General features: G+C 43.8%; 14 protein-coding genes. 5 read left to right on the plus strand and 9 right to left on the minus strand.

Annotation, left to right across the window (positions count from 1 at the left end; genetic code table 11):
• Positions 1-32: 32 nt before the first annotated feature.
• Together ACHUET_RS03665 and ACHUET_RS03670 are read right to left on the minus strand one after the other, a co-directional pair.
• Positions 33-362, minus strand: coding sequence for a YbaB/EbfC family nucleoid-associated protein (locus tag ACHUET_RS03665; RefSeq protein ID WP_025651278.1), 330 nt, complete (start codon positions 360-362; stop codon positions 33-35).
• A gap of 80 nt (positions 363-442) precedes the next feature.
• The gene (locus ACHUET_RS03670) at positions 443-1,735 is read right to left on the minus strand and encodes an O-succinylhomoserine sulfhydrylase (protein WP_394210753.1); all 1,293 of its coding nucleotides are present in this window, start codon (positions 1,733-1,735) and stop codon (positions 443-445) included.
• 429 nt (positions 1,736-2,164) lie between these two features.
• On the opposite strand from ACHUET_RS03670, the gene ACHUET_RS03675 reads away from it, so the two are divergent.
• The 3 genes from ACHUET_RS03675 to dusA all read left to right on the plus strand — a co-directional run bounded on the left by ACHUET_RS03675 (position 2,165) and on the right by dusA (position 6,429).
• On the plus strand, positions 2,165-3,808 hold the full coding sequence (locus ACHUET_RS03675; protein ID WP_394210755.1) for a phospholipase D family protein: 1,644 nt from the start codon (positions 2,165-2,167) through the stop codon (positions 3,806-3,808).
• Positions 3,809-4,031: 223 nt separating this feature from the next.
• Complete coding sequence (locus tag ACHUET_RS03680; protein ID WP_394210757.1) at positions 4,032-5,336, plus strand: MFS transporter; 1,305 nt, start codon at positions 4,032-4,034, stop codon at positions 5,334-5,336.
• 109 nt (positions 5,337-5,445) lie between these two features.
• Positions 5,446-6,429, plus strand: a complete 984-nt coding sequence (dusA, locus tag ACHUET_RS03685) for a tRNA dihydrouridine(20/20a) synthase DusA (RefSeq protein WP_394210759.1) — start codon at positions 5,446-5,448, stop codon at positions 6,427-6,429.
• A 66-nt stretch (positions 6,430-6,495) separates the two neighbouring features.
• Here dusA and ACHUET_RS03690 read toward each other — a convergent pair whose 3' ends face one another.
• The 4 genes from ACHUET_RS03690 to ACHUET_RS03705 form a co-directional block, all read right to left on the minus strand.
• Complete coding sequence (locus tag ACHUET_RS03690; RefSeq protein WP_394210760.1) at positions 6,496-7,284, minus strand: CPBP family intramembrane glutamic endopeptidase; 789 nt, start codon at positions 7,282-7,284, stop codon at positions 6,496-6,498.
• A 69-nt stretch (positions 7,285-7,353) separates the two neighbouring features.
• Positions 7,354-8,244: an alpha/beta fold hydrolase gene (locus tag ACHUET_RS03695; protein WP_394210762.1), complete on the minus strand. Its 891-nt coding sequence runs from the start codon at positions 8,242-8,244 to the stop codon at positions 7,354-7,356.
• A 154-nt stretch (positions 8,245-8,398) separates the two neighbouring features.
• Complete coding sequence (gene sppA, locus ACHUET_RS03700) at positions 8,399-9,454, minus strand: signal peptide peptidase SppA (RefSeq protein WP_394210764.1); 1,056 nt, start codon at positions 9,452-9,454, stop codon at positions 8,399-8,401.
• Positions 9,455-9,650: 196 nt separating this feature from the next.
• Positions 9,651-12,623, minus strand: a complete 2,973-nt coding sequence (locus ACHUET_RS03705) for a ComEC/Rec2 family competence protein (RefSeq protein WP_394210766.1) — start codon at positions 12,621-12,623, stop codon at positions 9,651-9,653.
• A 297-nt stretch (positions 12,624-12,920) separates the two neighbouring features.
• Between ACHUET_RS03705 and ACHUET_RS03710 the strand changes: the two genes are divergently transcribed.
• Positions 12,921-13,496: a DUF2062 domain-containing protein gene (locus tag ACHUET_RS03710; protein WP_394210768.1), complete on the plus strand. Its 576-nt coding sequence runs from the start codon at positions 12,921-12,923 to the stop codon at positions 13,494-13,496.
• A gap of 75 nt (positions 13,497-13,571) precedes the next feature.
• Here ACHUET_RS03710 and ACHUET_RS03715 read toward each other — a convergent pair whose 3' ends face one another.
• From ACHUET_RS03715 to ACHUET_RS03725, 3 genes are all read right to left on the minus strand, one after another.
• Positions 13,572-13,877: a hypothetical protein gene (locus tag ACHUET_RS03715; RefSeq protein ID WP_394210770.1), complete on the minus strand. Its 306-nt coding sequence runs from the start codon at positions 13,875-13,877 to the stop codon at positions 13,572-13,574.
• Positions 13,878-14,045: 168 nt separating this feature from the next.
• Positions 14,046-14,726, minus strand: a complete 681-nt coding sequence (lolD, locus tag ACHUET_RS03720; RefSeq protein WP_058024770.1) for a lipoprotein-releasing ABC transporter ATP-binding protein LolD — start codon at positions 14,724-14,726, stop codon at positions 14,046-14,048.
• 44 nt (positions 14,727-14,770) lie between these two features.
• On the minus strand, positions 14,771-16,006 hold the full coding sequence (locus ACHUET_RS03725; RefSeq protein ID WP_394210773.1) for a lipoprotein-releasing ABC transporter permease subunit: 1,236 nt from the start codon (positions 16,004-16,006) through the stop codon (positions 14,771-14,773).
• A 455-nt stretch (positions 16,007-16,461) separates the two neighbouring features.
• On the opposite strand from ACHUET_RS03725, the gene ACHUET_RS03730 reads away from it, so the two are divergent.
• Positions 16,462-17,436, plus strand: a complete 975-nt coding sequence (locus ACHUET_RS03730) for a hypothetical protein (RefSeq protein ID WP_371532455.1) — start codon at positions 16,462-16,464, stop codon at positions 17,434-17,436.
• Positions 17,437-17,588: the final 152 nt, after the last annotated feature.

Genomic DNA, 17,588 nt, shown 5'->3' on the forward strand with positions numbered 1-17,588 from the left:
CATTTTTGTGTTCAGTCTAAAGTATTTAATGCTTAGAACATGCCTTGCATACCTGGTGGTAGACCCATACCTGAGGTCGCGCCAGCCATGGTTTCTTCGTATAGCTCATCCGCTTGACGCACCGCATCGTTGATAGCCGCAGCGATAAGATCTTCGATCATATCTGGTTCATCTTCTAGCAGACTTGGATCGATGGTCAAACGCTTGACCACATGACGACCAGTCATGGTGACTTTAACCAGACCACTGCCCGCTTCTGCTTGTACTTCTTTGTTCGCGAGCTCTTTTTTAGCGTTTTCAACGTTTGCTTCTACTTTCTTTTGCATCGTTTGTGCTTGTTGCATCAATGCTTGAATGTTCATAGTTGCCTCTTTGTCTTATAATAATACATGGGATAATGTAAAGTCTAAAATAAAATACTGACGGCATTATACCGCTATCTTTACAAACTGTCTAAACCACGCGCCAAATCTTTGATAATATCTTCAACATCTTCCAAACCGACTGATAGACGAATCAGACCGTCTTTGACACCTGCTTCGGCACGAGCCTCAGGGGTGAGGCGGAAATGGGTGGTGGTCGCAGGATGAGTAATCGTGGTTTTGGCATCGCCCAAGTTATTGGTGATAGAGACCATTTGAGTCGAGTCAATCACATGCCAAGCCGCTTCTTTTGTATCGCGACTATCAGATGCCTTGACTTCAAAACCCATGATAGCACCGTAGCCATCTTTCATATGATGTTGGCGAGTGGCGAGCTCATGTGCAGAATGGTCGCTCAGGCCTGAGAAATGCACCGTACTGACATTAGGGTGATTGACCAAAAATTCTGCGACTTGATTGGCATTTTGGCAATGCGCTTGCATACGGAGTTTGAGCGTTTCAAGCCCTTTAGTAAACACCCAAGCATTGAACGGACTCATGCTGATACCGCCTGAGCGTACTACCGTAAACGCTTCTTGCATCAATTTGTCACTACCGACCAATGCACCGCCTAATACGCGACCCTGACCATCCAAATATTTGGTCGCAGAGTGAATCACCACATCGGCACCCAAATCTAATGGGCGCTGCAATGCTGGCGTGGCAAAGCAGTTGTCAACGACCAGTAATATGTCGTTGGCTTTACATAGCTCGCTCAAATAACCAATATCGCAAATCTGCGCCAATGGATTACTTGGGCTTTCGCAATAAATCACTTTGGTATTTGGTTGAACGGCGTTGGCCCATGCCTCATTGTCAAAGCAATCAACATAGCTGACTTCAACGCCAAATTTGGCCATATAGTTGTTAAATAGACCGATAGACGAGCCGAATAACTGATTGGCAGCGAGCAGATGGTCGCCCGCTTTTAGATATGCCAAGCACATGGTCAAAATCGCACCCATACCAGAGGCCGTTGCAACCGCGCGCTCACCGTTTTCTAGCGCGGCGAGACGACGCTCAAAAGTACGGACGCTTGGGTTGGTATGACGCGAGTAGACATTCCCTGTCTTTGTACCATCGAAATGGGCGGCGGCATCAGCTGCTGATTGATAAACATAAGAGCTGGTGGTAAAGATCGGCTCTGAATGCTCGCCCTCGTCGGTACGGTGCTGACCTGCCCGCACAGCAATCGTCTGCATACCGTAATCTAATCCTAAATCTAAGGCATCGTTACGCCAGTTTGGATCTAACCCATCGTTTGAGTTTTTTTGGTTCAAATTATTCTCATCTTTCGTTTGCGACTGACTCATAGACGTTCCGTTGCTTTGTTTTGGTTGGTATAAAAGGACTGCTTATTTTTTTGATTATCAAGCAAATTCATCAGCGTTATCATAACATGCCGATTTATTCCACACATCTGGTTTCAGATAACATCTAATTCTTAATTTTACTTATTGAAATAAATGGATGTTCAATATGACAGCCATTATGCAGATTCAACCGACAGTAAATCACGATAAAATCAATCGTCAAACCTAACAAAAATAACGTATTTATAATAGGCAGATATGCTAACAGCTGCTAAGCTTAGCGACGATTTGAATTTTGGCGTTGGTGATATTTTTATAGACCGTCCAATCAATGCTATCATCCTTAAAAATAGATGAACAATTTTAGCAAATTATTTATCCATGCATTTTATTTATCAGTATATTTAGGCTCATTAAGGTAAATTCGTTATGTCGATGTTCAGTATAGAACCAAGCAGCTTATCGTTGAGTCTGACACTTGGGCTGACTTTATGTCTAAGCGCTTGCCAGAGCCTACCCGAAAAGCCGCATCTACCTGAGAGCCAAGCGCTATCAGCGCGAGTCAATGCTTTATATCAAAAAGAAGACAGCCCAAAGATTGAACAAAAAACAGCAGCTGGAGTCAGCAACACCGACCTAGTGGCCGCTGTTAGTGCGCAAAATGACATTCATCCTGATTTGTCAGGCTATCATCCGATCGTCACTGGGGCAAATGCGTTTGCCGCCCGTAGTATCTTGACGGGTATGGCCACGCGCAATATCGATGCACAGTACTATATTTGGCACAATGATCAGGCTGGCCAACTACTGCTGAAAGACTTATGGGAAGCAGCTGAGCGCGGTGTGATCGTGCGTTTGTTGTTAGATGACTTTAATAACAGTGCAAAATTTGATCAGCACCTATTACGTTTTGCGAGCCACCCTAATATCGCGGTGCGTATCATCAATCCATTGATGCATCGTAAGTTTTCAACATTGAACTACGTCACAGGATTGCCGCGTATCAATCGCCGTATGCACAATAAAAGTATGACGTTTGATAAACAGATTACCATTATCGGCGGACGTAATATCGGTAATGAGTACCTGAGTAACGATCAAAGCAGCCAGTTTGCGGATTTGGATGTTTTACTGATTGGTAAAGTCGTCGCAGACATTGATAATAGCTTTGCCAGTTACTGGTCATCGCCGCTGTCGTTTGACATCGAAACTTTAGCCAAGTTCGACGATGACGTCACGCCTGATTTTTTGAAGGCATTAGACAAGCTGGGTATAGATGAGGAAAATAACGAAGGCAGTAGCTTGACGGTTTATAAAGCCGCCATCAAAGACTCGACGATAGACACTGATCTGATCAACAAACGCGTGCCGTTTCGTTGGACAGACATGCAGTTTTTGAGTGACGATGTTGGCAAGCTGTCCAAAAGCGTCTCATCTGAGACCAACTTGGTGCATCAACTGCGTACGTTACTCGGTAGCCCAACCAAAAAACTGACAATCATCTCGTCTTATTTTGTCCCGACCAAAGATGGGGTCGATACTTTGGTGAAGCTGGCCGAATCTGGCGTTGACATCAAAATATTAACCAACTCATTTGATGCGACCGACGTGACCGCTGTTCATTCTGGTTATAGTCAATGGCGCCCTAGCCTGCTTCGCTCAGGTGTAAAAATATATGAGCTAAAATCAACAGCAGCTGAAGAAAAACGCGACAATAAACTCTGGCGTGCGCGTAGTCAGTCATCAACGAGTTTGCATGCAAAAACGTTTGCGGTAGACGATTATCAAGTGTTTATCGGCTCCTACAACGTTGACCCTCGCTCTGCCAATATCAATACTGAAATGGGTGTAATCATCAATGATGATGAGCTGGCAAGACAGCTGCACGGGGCGCTGAGTGATGATTTGTTAAACCAAGCCTATGAAGTTAAGCTGCTAGACAACGGTAGCTTGGAGTGGCATACCATGGAAGACGGTAAAGAAGTTGTCTATGACTCAGAGCCACGCGTTGACATGAGTGACCATGTTTGGCTGACCATCATGTCATGGTTACCTATTGATTGGCTATTATAACATGTGAAATGTCCTACGCATCAACGCTTAAACATTCAGGATAAAAAGTCTAATTTCTGTTAGATCAACATCCTGTCATCGAAGTCTTTAGTATAAATCTCTAAGTTTATTTTTTCGGCAAATCATTATCTCTATGCATTGATTTGCCGGTTTTTATTGTGCACGGTTATCTAAACGATGATCGTCTTAATGACCACTTTACTCCGTGGATGCGTGATCTATTATGCCGACTCGTTCTAAATATGCCTTGATGTCTGCTAAAGACAAAAACGTCGTGATGTTTATCAGCTTTATCAGCGCTGTAATCTTTTTTGATTTTTTGATTTATTTGTACATTGCAGACATTGTCTCGGCTGCCATCTTCCCTGCTAACAGCGATCCTACGGTTGCTAAGCTGCAAGGAATGGGGCTGTTTGTTATCGGTTATTTGGCACGGCCAATCGGAGGTATTCTCTTTGGGCGTTACGGCGATATAAAAGGTCGAAAACCCGTCCTGTTGATTGCGATAGTTGTCACCGCATGCAGTCTGCTAGCAATGGCATTTTTGCCCACTTATGCACAGTGGGGTGCGCTTGCTCCTGCTTTGTTTATTCTCTTAAGAATAATACAGGGTATGGCGTACGGTCTCTATGTTCCTTTATCTTGGGTATTTGTGGCAGAGCATGTCCCTCGGCAGTATCTGTCAGTAGCCTGTAGCTATGTGACTGCCAGCTTTTTAGTAGGCGTGCTGTTTTCAAATACGTTTTTTATGTGGCTTTCTAGCATTATGACGACGGATCAATTGACCGACTACGGCTGGCGCTTGCCATTTTTGGTTGCCGCTGTATTGAGCTTTTTGCCGTTATTGGTGTGGCGACTCGTTGGAGAGACACCCTTTTTTCTGGCATTAGACAAGCCCCAAATTGGCACTGACGTACGCAAACCGCTCACTATACTATTCAAACACTGCAAGCATTCTATATTTGTCGGTATGGTACTGACATTAATTATCTCTAGTATCACCTCCGTTATTATTCTGATGTTACCTGATTTAATAGCAATAAACTTTGCTTTAGATACTGACTTGTTTAATTTTTCTCATAGTCTGGGCATCATCTTTATGATTTTTGGTTGTATATTCTACGGCCTTATTTCTAATCATGACAACTTTGGCAAAATTCTAGTGACTGGTTCTATTTTACTTATCGCTCAAATGTTGGCGTTCTTTTATCATCTGCAGGCGGGTGGCGACTATATCTTAATCATGTATGCATTGCTAGGGTTCTGTGCCGGTATCGTGGGCATGATCCCTGCCATTTTAGTGCAGCTATTTCCGACCAATGTACGTCTCACCGGCATTTCTTTTTGTTATAATATTACCTACGGTATCGTGGGTGTGCTGATACCCTTTGGTCTTGGTTACGCCACGACACTCATCAGTTTCTCGCCAGCGCTATATATTGCCTTTGTGGGCTCTATCGGTATTATTATGGGGCTTTATTTCTATAATTTGCCTGAATTCAAAAAGATTGATCATGTTATTTTATAAATAATAGATCAGTCACTAATTCGAACGATGTTTAAAACTAAGGTGCAATGAGATATCTCATTGCACCTTATCCATTTGTTTAAGACACAGATATTAAGGCTTGATAACCATGGTTGATATGACCAACAAACGCCTCTCTGTTGCGCCAATGATTGATTGGACAACGACAGATTATCGTTACTTTGCGCGACTATTTAACCCGCACACGTACCTGTATACCGAAATGATTAGCACCGGTGCATTGATACACGGTAACCGCGCACGGCACCTACGCTTTGACACACTTGAGCATCCACTGGTATTGCAGCTTGGCGGAGCAGATATCAGTGAGATGACACAATGCGCCGAATTTGCTCAGCAATACGGCTATGATGAAGTCAATATCAATGTTGGTTGCCCTTCTGATCGTGTGCAACACAACAAGATAGGTGCCTGTCTAATGGCAGAGCCAAAAACGGTGGCTGACTTGGTCAAGCACATGCAAGCTGCAGTCGATATCCCCGTGACGGTCAAACACCGTATCGGTATCGATGATTTTGACAGTTACGAGTTTATGGTGGATTTTGTGCAGACCGTTGCGGCTGCTGGCTGTACGCGTTTTATCGTTCATGCACGTACCGCGTGGCTACAAGGGCTGAGTCCTAAGCAAAACCGCGAGATACCACCGCTACGCTACGAGGATGTCTATCGTCTAAAACAAGACTTTCCTGAGCTTGATATTGAGATCAATGGCGGTATTGATACCATTGAAGACATAAAAATGCATTTGCAACATATCGATGGCGTGATGATTGGTCGGGCGTTTTATCACAACCCGTATCTATTAGCAGAAGCCAATAGCTTATGGAACGAGGCAGCACCCGACGCGATACCTAAGCGCTCAGAGATTTTAGAGCAGCTCTACCCTTATCTACAAGAACAAATCGCCAAAGGCGAAGCACTACCCACGATGACACGGCATTATCTAGGATTGTTTCAAGGATTGATGGGTGCACGCAAATGGCGGCAAGCATTGAGCGGCAAACCTCAGCTCACGCTCGATGACATTAAACGAGCAGCCGATGAAGTATTATCGTTAAATCCTAACGCATAGCTAAATGTTGGTATAACTGAATTGATAGAATTCAAGTGCTAGCCATTGTCGTGGCTAGCATGTTATCTACGCCGCTTGCGCAAGATACTGCCACATCGCTGCGCCATTATTCACGATATGCAGTACGATTGGCAGCAATAGCGACCCTGACTTGATACGTGCATAACAAAATATGAATGCCAACACCACAATGGTACTAATTTCATAAATGCCATACTGCACATGGATAATGGCAAATATCAAACTGGTCACGATACTCGCAACTATTGCACCGCGGTGCGCTGGATACAACGGCGCCTTGAACTGCTCTGCAATGGCTGACCATAATATGCCACGAAAGACCACTTCTTCATAGATAGGTGCAACCACGACCATTGCAAATACCAGCAGCCACACTGAACTAACAGACTGGTATAGTGGATCTACAAATACTAACGGCGTCATATCCAGCATATAGGTCAGCGCCTGACTGACTATCATAAATATCAATAGCAATCCTAGCATGCCCATACCAAACGCAAATGAAAACGGCTTTAATGCTAAATATTGACGCAGACTACCGCCTTTCAAACGAATGATAAGCACGCTAATTGCCACCAGCAATACACAACCGATGAGTATCGATAAGCTCACGACTGTTCCATCGTTACTACCAAAGAAGAAGATATCCCCCATCGAGGCATTTTTGGTCGCAGGTAATACCAGTTTGCCAGCGATATAGACGCCTACCAACTGACTGATAAAAAACGCAAGCACCATCCCTACCGTTAGCATAAATGTACCAACGCGCGAAAATAACGGCGGACGCTCAGGCGAGATTGCGATATCCGGTAAAGCTGTCACGTTTTTTGGCATATATATGTCACTTAAAAAATACGCTGTCAGCTTGTATTAGACACAAGCCTACATAACGATACGTTGCTTTTATTTTGACAGTTGCTGCTTAATCAGTTCAAGTACCTGCTGCGATACAGACTCTGGGTGCTCAAGTGGGAACATATGGCCACCCTCATGAGTCTCATAAGGGATACCCAAGCGCGACTTTATCTGTTGGGGAAACCGACGTTTTAAAAAGATACTGTCTTGACCGATAAGCAAGGTAACAGGCACCTTGGGGCCGCGATTCGGTGTCAACCAATACCAAGAAGGATTGGTGCGAAACACTTCCACTTCATTAGCTTTAGAGATAGCCAGTGTCACTTTACCATCCGCGCGCTCATGCAAGCCATGATCGATATAGCCTTGGAAGCTGCGCTCATCAAAGTTTTTGAAAAACCCTTTATGCCGCATTTTTTCATACGCATCTGCTCGACTGTCCCACACATCACGGCGATGTTTAGAGATACCCGCTGGCGACAATTTATCCATCAAACGCTTATTCGTGAGAGGCAATTTATCTACTGTCTTTGCCAAATGCCACAACAAGCTAACTTTGCCATAAATCCAAGGCGGATCCATGAGCACTGCTTGAGCAAACAGCTTTGGCTCACGGTACGCTGCTTGCAAGGTACACATGGCGCCAAGTGAATGACCCACGCCGACCACCTGAGTGACGCCGTGCTTCTCGCAGGCAGTTTTTACACTATCGATCACCTGCTGTGTCAGACTGCGCCAATGATTATCCACTGGATAATCGGGCGTATCACCCAACATGGCAATATATTCAATCGTAAAAAATGCTGACAATCCTGCAAAAAATGGCTCATAGACAGCACTTGGCATCCCATTGGCATGGGCAAAATGAAGCACAGGCTTTTTTGTTATCTTGGAGACAGGTAGCGCAGCAAAGGTCTGCAAATTGATTTCATCACTCATAACAGGCTCTCGTGGGATGGTTTATATATTATTTTTAATAATTCAACTGTATTTCATATTAAGGTAATTTTTAGCACTATATACAATTAAGGCTGAACATAATTATATGCTCAGCCTCAACAATCATACACAGTATATCTAAAACATTAAACGCTTAACGCATTTTTGCATTGCCTTCTTCTTGGGGCAAGAATCCATCAAGACTCATGCTAGAACCGATGCCTGCGCCCAGTTGTACCGCAAAACGATCCATAAACATTTGGAACGGATCGGTTGGGCTATAGCTGATGATCGTATCAAGCTCTAATTGTTTACTGAGGCTTGTGATACTGCCTGTTTTGTCTGCCAGACCTAGCTCGATAGACTGCTCACCAGTCCAAAACAACCCTGAAAACAGTTTGTTTTGTTCAGGGTTTTTCAGGCGATCACCGCGGCCTTCTTTGACGGCATTGATGAAATGCTTGTGCGTATTGGCAAGCACACCTTCAACATGTTTTTCTTCGTAGTCGGTCAATGGACGCGACAAGCTCAAGATGTCTTTGTACTCACCTGCTGTAATAGTACGATCTTCTACGCCGACTTTGTCCATTAGACCTTTGACATTGTAGCTTGGCATAATGACACCGATAGAACCAACCAAGCTCGACGGATTGACATAGATCTCATCTGCTGCAGAAGCAATATAATAAGCACCTGAAGCACCAATATCACCAATAACGGCATAAAGTTTTTTATGCGGGTACTCTTTACGCAGATCCATCATGGTCTGCCAAATTTCATCAGACTGTACCGGTGAGCCACCAGGTGAGTTAATGTCTAACGCCACCGCTTTAGAGTTACTATTTGCAAAAGCGTCTCTCAATGCCTCATTGACATCGTAAGCGTTGGCCACGTCATCATTACTGATCACACCTTGCAGCTCAACCACTGCCAAATGCGGCGAGCTAGTATCAACGGCATCCATACCTGTTGGCGAACTACTACATCCGCGACCTATGGTCAAAAATATCAATAAGATATAACCAAAGGTCAACAGTTTAAAGAAAATACTCCAGCGACGAGCACGGCGCTGCTCAACCACACTAGCTAATAAGGTGTTTTCCAGTACTTTCCACTCTTGTCCGCTCGGCGCGTTTGGTTGCTGCATTGGCGTTGGCTGATTTGCCGAATTATCAGGACGTTTGTTTGGGTCTGGTGGCCAGTTGGGCATATAACTTCCTAAGTCAGAAACAATCTAAAACAATAAAAAGATGATATTGGTAGATACGGCTAAAAATAAATATCTCCTCGCCGTGTCAATCATCGGTATCAATAGGCTGCTAAGTATGGTGGTATTTCGATAATGGTTCAATAGTATAACTGTGAAATATCACCATATTGTAACACTGAGAATATAAGCAATATTTTTAAGGACTCGTCACTTCTGCGTCAACACCGTTGTCGATTATATCCAGCGATAAAGACGCTTCTAAAGGTTTGTCATCGTAGGTGATGATTTCATTAATGCTTTGACGACTCATGACGTCAGTCGTCATCTGTGATGCACTATGACCCAGCCATGTGATATTTTTAAACCTCATAATGTCGTTATTCGAATCAGCTGAACATAATAATGACCACATCTGCCAAACGCGTGGATGTGTATCGGTGTCCAAAATAAGCCGTGATTGAGACAAGTTTTTGTGAGCCGTATCTAACTGGTTATCTGCTATTTTCGTTTGAGAACTTACAGACAATGACTTTAGCGGATCGGCTGCGTTGTATCTTAGAACTTGTATAGGTACGCTGCTGTCAATCGCAATTGTACAGTCCCACACGCTGGTATCACCTATCTCGCTCCAGCCTGTCATTGCTTGGATGGATAAATCACCACTAGCCACCTGCCATGTTTTGCCTTGCTCGCAACCTTGCGCACTGATATTCGTCTTACCTTTAGACTGAGCTGCTGTGTTATGCGCTTGCTGAAATGCAGACCAACGCTCGGAGCGCCCAGCTTGCCAATATTGACTGACAGGTAGCTGCTGATTCAACTGCGCAACTGCCAGCGGTAATAACTCAGAACTTTTGGCACTAACGGCCATACTTTGCTCACTAGCATTCAATGTGTCAGTCAGTACGGTGCTACTGCTCTGCACTATGATGCCTTCTAGCTTATCGACTGACAAACTGCCCAGTTGTTGCTCTAAAGACGCAGATATTTTATCCGCTGTAAGATTGCTTGGCATGGTTCGTGTCGCGGTTGGTCTATGATCAGCCAAAAACAGCCAGCTAGTACTTTCTTTCGCAAGTAAGGAATCATCCTTATTTTTACTAATGCTTTGATCATTTAAAGGGAATTGTAGCAAGGCTGCACTGATATATGGATCACCCGTTGGCAATATATATAACGTCGGCATTGTTATGATTGACTGCTGATTGGCATACACCGTCATCATTAACAGCATCAGTGGAGGCAGTATCAACCAGCGACTGAGCAGCCCTCTTGGCAAAAGCCAAGGTATTATACTTAACAACACCATGAGCAATATCGCCATATTCACTGGTGTATAAAGCCATGCGTCTGTTAATGCTGGTAATGATGTCAGCCAACCAATCAACTCATGTAGATTGTCGACGATGGCACTGACCAAAGACCAAATGCTGTCGGCTATCGTGGGTGATAATAAGTAAAAAAGCCCTGCTAATAAATTGAGCGGTACAATCACCCACCCAAACAGCCCAATGGCAAACAAATTGACAAAAAGCCCCCATAGCGACGCCTTACCGAATAAGAGCAGCGTGATAGGCAATAAAGTCAAAAATAGCCAGAATTGTAGCTTGAATATGCGCCGAGCAATTTGTAATGCATGATGGAATAAGACGTTACTTATGTGAGCACGCCCATTCTCACTATTATCATTGTATGGTAGCGGCGTAGCGGCTGTATTGCGCTGATATGATGTATCTTCATACTTGAGTAGTAGCGCTACTGCGATGAAAGATAGCCAATACCCTGCCTGCCACAACACATACGGATCTTGCCATGCCATCAAGACAGCCAGTGCCAATAACACACGCATGGTAGTGATAGGTAGCAATGTCAATCTTACCAAGCCGATAGCCAGTAGCATCCAAGCCGTACGTGCAGCAGGCACATCAAAACCTGTAAATAGTGCATAGATAAAAGCAGCACCAATCATTACCCACCAACGCACTTGCCAGCGTGGCATATAACGATAAACCACTGGGCACAGGCGATTGAATAGTAATACAACGGTACCGCCCAATACAATGGCTAAAAACAGTACGTGTGTCCCTGATATTGCAAGCAAATGCGAGATACCCGCCAGTTGATATAGATCCTTGGTGTCGCGATTAATCAAGCTACGGTCACCTGTGAGCAAACTCAATGTGACAGCTCTGGCCTGCTGCTCTGCTGTGGTTTGTGCTGACCAATCTCTATAAAAATGATCCCTTAATTGCCAACGTCCTATATCAATACGAGTACGGAGTCGCTGGAAATGGGAGTCAGACGTCGGCGCTTGGTGTAAAGCTTCATCGTTACTGCTCTTGTTGATAGTCAACGGACTAACCGCCAGTATATTTGCCACACCATCAATATGTCGACCTCGCAACCAACGATAACTATCGAAACCAGACGGGTTGCTTATTGCTTGCTTGGAGGTAGACAATGGTGCCAGTGCTAAGCTCATAAATAACTCATCACCTGGCTGCAAATCATTCAAATTTGAGAACGAATCATTATTTGATGTGTTCTTTGGATAGGCATTGAGCAATACTCGGTATTCGATATTATTATTGGGGGTTTTTTCAAAATTGTCACTATAGCCTTTACTTAGGCTATTATTTTCTTCCTTCGAATAATCACTTGTACTATTTGCCAAATCTTGGGGAGTCAACGCATCGACTAATGGCATTAACTGTGTGACCACTGCTACTTGTCGATAGCCGCTATCTATACTGGCATCATATACGCTGTCACTTATCCCTTCGATACGAACGAGCGCTTGTACACGTATAGAGTCAGTGATTTTGGTCGTTTCAGCTTGATGATGCGCAACTAGCGCTTGTAATGCGCTGCCCATGATCAACGCAATGGCTAATAGACTAAATAAGAAGTATCTGCTAAAAAGTGACAACTTAACATCATTAGGTGAGCTGACAGAACGCGTTTTATTGGTACTTTGAGTATTTACTGAATGAGTGTTAAGTTGAGTAGCACTAAGCAGCATAATGGCAAATATGACAAGTAACCAAAGCAAACCGGAAGCACTGACCATATCCAATAAAGGCGTATCGATCGGCATCGCCACATTATCTGCAACTGCCAACACACCCATCATAGCAATAATTACTAGGCTACCAACTAACCAATACACCAGCACTCCTTGCTTGATGAGCAAAATATTATAATGCACTAACGCCAGTTATTGATGATAATAAAGCGCCAGAGCAGGCATTTTTATCGACATTTTAGAAGCGACTGAAGCATCATATCTGTGAGGCAATAGCATTTATATTTATATTACCCTATACTGATGAGGCATATTAAAATGATGGCTTTCTACCATCACCACTCTATGTATCCTCATCGGTATTTTTTATCCATAATATTACTTTATACCAGCCCATCAATACAATTGAGCGGACTGTCGTTAACGATTAAAGGCGATACTGTGTCCCACAAACGTCTAAAAGACCTGCTTCCTACACCGGAAAAAATCCTAGAAAGTCGCACCCTAAAACTGTTCGCCCCGCATTTGGCAGATCCTCGGTTATGGCACTTCAACCGCCATAGCTTAAATAAAGCGGTCTATATTGGCGTGCTTAGCGCATTTTTTCCACTGCCAGGACAGATGTTGCTGGCTTTGATTGGCTCGCTTATTTTTCGAGCTAATGTACCTATGGCTCTCGGTCTGACGTGGATTACCAATCCAGTGACCAGCTTGCCTATCTTTTATGCTGGGTATTATATCGGTGCAAAAATCATTGATGCACCAGTGATCAGTTTGCGCTTCATCGGCAGAATGATTGCTGATTTTAGCTTATGGGCATTATCAGATGGCGCCAACCCTTTTATTACTTATAAAGGCACTGTATCACTTGCAGCATTTTGTATAGGGCTAACGATTTTAGCGGTTATAACCAGCATCGTTTGTGGACTTGCTTTTAAAGCGATTTGGCGTTACAAGACGGTCGTGAGTTGGCAAAAACGTCAGCAAAAGCCTGATGATAAATCGCCTAAACATTAATACCGTTTAACATCATTAAACGGTATTAATATTAAACAGTATCAACGTCAACGTCAGCGTCTTAAGCAATAGCTATTACTCTTCTTTGGTTCTTTCTATGGCGTCTATAAGCTTGTCTGTAAAATCTTTATCCATAGAGACGATTTCAATAACCTCGTCGTTTTTACAGAGCGTATAACGTTTACCTGTCGCGCTGTCTTGAACCTTTAAATCATAGTCAACCCCAGCCAAAGTAATCGCATCAAACACGGGTGTGATGAGATCCTTTTGTTCTTGTCTATCGATGGTGTCAAACAAGGTTGGATCGATATAAGGCTTTAACGGCTCATCACCTTCTTCAGCACTGCCAAAAGCGGCGATTGGATTGTCATCTGTGTTCATTATTCGGAGTCCTATAAAATAGATATAGCAGCTAGTTAATCAAGCTTTTATATCTTTTGCTATGAAATATTTACTTGATAATACAACAATATATTTCGTCAGAACAACCCTTATAAGTGCCAACTCATGACACCTATATTCATCTGAAAATCTCAACACATATAGACGTTAATACTGTTCCCAATGACCATTACGTAGCAATAATTGACGATCAGCAAGAGCCGCTAAGTTGCGATCATGTGTCACCATGAGCAGCGCCGTTTGCATGGTGCTTTGTAGCTCTGACAGCAATCCAAAGACACTTTGCGCATTGTCATAATCCAAGTTACCAGTTGGCTCATCCGCCAAGATAAGCGAAGGCTTGGTAACTAGCGCACGCGCAATCGCCACACGCTGACGTTCACCACCTGATAGCTCACCTGGTCTATGCATCAACCGATGATCCAGACCGACATTTTCGAGAATCTCAATCGCTTGCTTGCGTGCGTCAGTCGTTGACACTTCTGGACGCATCAGTAAAGGCATCGCAACGTTCTCGACTGCGGTAAACTCTGCTAGCAAATGGTGAAACTGATAAATGAAACCCAAATGCTTATTGCGCATCGCGCCGCGTTCGGTCTCATTCATGCTATTTAATAACTGACCATGTAACCAGACTTCACCACTCGTGGGCGTGTCTAGACCACCAAGCAAATGTAACAAGGTACTTTTTCCTGAACCACTGGTCCCGACAATAGCAATGCGCTCACCAGCATGAACCGTCAGATCAAGGCCAGTCAATACTTGCGTACTAACGGCTCCCTCATCGTATATTTTATTGATATTGGTCGCCTTTAAAATGGCAGACATAGCGCTTCCTTTATTTTATTTATGTCGATATCTATGCGACTGGATTACTCATAACGTAGTGTCTGGGCAGGCTGAATCTTAGCCGCTCGGCGTGCTGGATAAATCGTTGCCAAAAAGCTCAATATAAATGAGGCACCTGTAATGAGTACCACGTCGAGTAAACGCAACTCTGACGGCAAATAATTCACAAAATAAGCATCAAAAAGATTCAGATTAAAGACTTGATTAATAAAGCCCAAAATATCACTGACGGTGAGTGCGAATATCACACCCAATATCGTACCAGCAACGGTGCCGATCACACCGATGACCACGCCTTGCACCATAAAGACTTGAGTAATCAAACGAGGAGACGCGCCAAAGGTTTTTAGAATGGCAATATCTGCTTTTTTGTCAGTGACGAGCATCACAAGACTTGAGACAATGTTAAAAGCGGCAACTAAGATGATCAAAAACAGTAGTAAACCAACCATGGCTTTTTCCATCTGAATTGCACCAAACAGATTGCCGTGCGTTTGCGTCCAATCATTAGGATATAACTGCTGAGGTGCAATGGCTGCGGCTTTCTCTGCTGCTATTGGCGCAGTAAAGATATCATTGAGCTTCATACGCACGCCTTGCGCCCCTTCTGGCAGACGCAACAGTTTTGCTGCATCACCCATAGGGATGAACGCCATCAGACTGTCTACCTCTGGGCTGATGGTGAAAATACCTGTCAAGGTAAAGCGCTTAAACCGTGGTATCACACCAGCTGGCGATGGCGACGCTTCTGGTAGCACTAGAGTCACTTTGTCCCCTATCTGCAAGCCCAAAGATTGCACCATCTCCTCACCCAATACAATGCTAAAGTCACCACTTTGCAAGGTATCAATACTGCCTTCGACCATATGATCATTAATGATAGAGACATTTTTTTCGTATTCAGGCTCGACACCAGTCACCATAATCCCTGCGACCTGACCGTTTGATGTCAGCATCCCTTGCAATTGAATAAAGGGTGCGACAGCTGAAACTTCTGGATCTTCTTTAATCTTATCAGCCAGCTGCTCCCAATCACCAATAATCTCCGTTGAGACCACCGTGGCTTGCGGCACCATTCCTAAAATACGGGTTTTTAATTCTCGATCAAAACCATTCATGACCGATAGCACCGTAATCAATACGGCAACCCCAAGCGTCAGACCAATCATTGAGATGAGTGATATAAAGGAGATAAAGCCATTACTGCGCTCTGCTCGGGTGTATCGTAAGCCGATAAATAACGCTAAAGGACGAAACATATTCAAACTCTTTATCTTATCTACGTGCGACTTTATATAGGCTACAAAACGAGCAGTGACAAATGTATCATAAACTGACATTTGCCATACTCACATATAAATCGAACACAAAAACAGGGTTTCAGACGAGCCGAGGACAGCCGTCAAAAGGGAGCTAGTTTGACACAATTTAGCCAATATGTGCCAGTCATTAGCCGATACTGAGCGTATTTTTTACCAAAAAACTGGGTTTTGTTATTATTTTTTATAGAGGCCTTGCTATTAGATGTATCGATACCTATATATTATAGGCTAAGGACAATTGTCATTAACCCTCATTGTGGTTTGTTCACTCTTTGCTGGCAATGTCGCTGACATCATAAACCAGTTATTTGAAATACTGAATGGTAGGTAAGTAACCGTCGTACCACAGTATTAGGCACAAACCCCACGCTGACTTAATTTTGAGTATTTTCATGACCATAAATTACCAATATAAAAACATTCAAACTCCTACCAAGATCACACTGACCGATGAGCAGTCTGCAGGTCATGGCGATCACTGGCGTATTTTGACCGATGATATGAGCAACGATGTGCCAGAGTGGCTACAAAAAATGATCGAAGTGGCGGCAATGCCGAAAGGCCTGAACAACAACGTCAGTGCAAAAGACAGCTGTTTGTTGTTATCAGAAGACAAGCCATGCCATATCAATCAAGTACTCGCGATGAAAGACGGTAAGCCTGAGCGATTCATCAACGCTTATCCTTGTGTTGATAGTCCTTATGGGCTTGACTGTAAAATCGAGCGCGTCATCGCCAATGACAACTCACATGATGCAGTGTTACGCTTGCGTACCGCTGATGGCAGCATTATTTATGCTTTTGATCAGCTCTATACCACCAATCGCCATTTGTATCAGCGCGATACGTCTTATTTCGTTAACTTTAGCGCATGGGCGCACGAGATCAAGCTCAGTGAGCAAAACGAAGTCATCATGGTAGAAGACCAAGAGTCTATCCGCTATCACCGGGCGTTTAATGATATCGTCGCGGCCAATGACGGAAAAATTCCAGACGATCTGCAAGAGCAAATCAGTGAATGGAAGCCTGAAACCAAAGAACAAATGGCGCCGGTCGAAATCAACTTAGGTCACATGTGTGCTTATTTATTTGGGGATACTTTGGGGCAAGAAGATGAGGCTTGGTGTCAAGGTCAAGTGCTTGGCAAACAAGAAACGATATTTAACGGTAAATCTGTCATTTTGTTTGATGTAGTGACATTGCGTGAGCAGGACGCAGATCCCTTTGTCGTACGTATTGGTGCGCTTAATACGCCAGAGACCGCCAGCATTAAAGTGCATGACTATGTACAAGCCAATGTCTGGTTGCAGGCAGCGATATATAAAGAAAATCAGACAAGTGCAGCACAGCAGTCAAAGGCCAGCTAGTTATTGAATATAACAGCCTGCTGTATTACTTTACGTGTTACGCCTAGTTTTTTACACAATAAAAAGCCCCTAGTATGAACTGCCCCCCAAAACTTGGACGGTTTAGTTTACCCCAAGGACTGAGTTCTGTATTGCACAGGACTCAGTCCTTT

Source organism: Psychrobacter piscatorii, assembly GCF_043641605.1.
Taxonomy (GTDB): Bacteria; Pseudomonadota; Gammaproteobacteria; order Pseudomonadales; family Moraxellaceae; genus Psychrobacter; species Psychrobacter piscatorii_C.

Bases quoted from the DNA above. Each gene is read 5' to 3' on its own strand.
- ACHUET_RS03665 (WP_025651278.1), bottom strand. From the start codon at position 362: ATGAACATTCAAGCATTGATGCAACAAGCACAAACGATGCAAAAGAAA.
- ACHUET_RS03670 (WP_394210753.1), bottom strand. From the start codon at position 1,735: ATGAGTCAGTCGCAAACGAAAGATGAGAATAATTTGAACCAAAAAAAC.
- ACHUET_RS03675 (WP_394210755.1), top strand. From the start codon at position 2,165: ATGTCGATGTTCAGTATAGAACCAAGCAGCTTATCGTTGAGTCTGACA.
- ACHUET_RS03680 (WP_394210757.1), top strand. From the start codon at position 4,032: ATGCCGACTCGTTCTAAATATGCCTTGATGTCTGCTAAAGACAAAAAC.
- dusA (WP_394210759.1), top strand. From the start codon at position 5,446: ATGGTTGATATGACCAACAAACGCCTCTCTGTTGCGCCAATGATTGAT.
- ACHUET_RS03690 (WP_394210760.1), bottom strand. From the start codon at position 7,284: ATGCCAAAAAACGTGACAGCTTTACCGGATATCGCAATCTCGCCTGAG.
- ACHUET_RS03695 (WP_394210762.1), bottom strand. From the start codon at position 8,244: ATGAGTGATGAAATCAATTTGCAGACCTTTGCTGCGCTACCTGTCTCC.
- sppA (WP_394210764.1), bottom strand. From the start codon at position 9,454: ATGCCCAACTGGCCACCAGACCCAAACAAACGTCCTGATAATTCGGCA.
- ACHUET_RS03715 (WP_394210770.1), bottom strand. From the start codon at position 13,877: ATGAACACAGATGACAATCCAATCGCCGCTTTTGGCAGTGCTGAAGAA.
- lolD (WP_058024770.1), bottom strand. From the start codon at position 14,726: ATGTCTGCCATTTTAAAGGCGACCAATATCAATAAAATATACGATGAG.
- ACHUET_RS03725 (WP_394210773.1), bottom strand. From the start codon at position 16,006: ATGTTTCGTCCTTTAGCGTTATTTATCGGCTTACGATACACCCGAGCA.
- ACHUET_RS03730 (WP_371532455.1), top strand. From the start codon at position 16,462: ATGACCATAAATTACCAATATAAAAACATTCAAACTCCTACCAAGATC.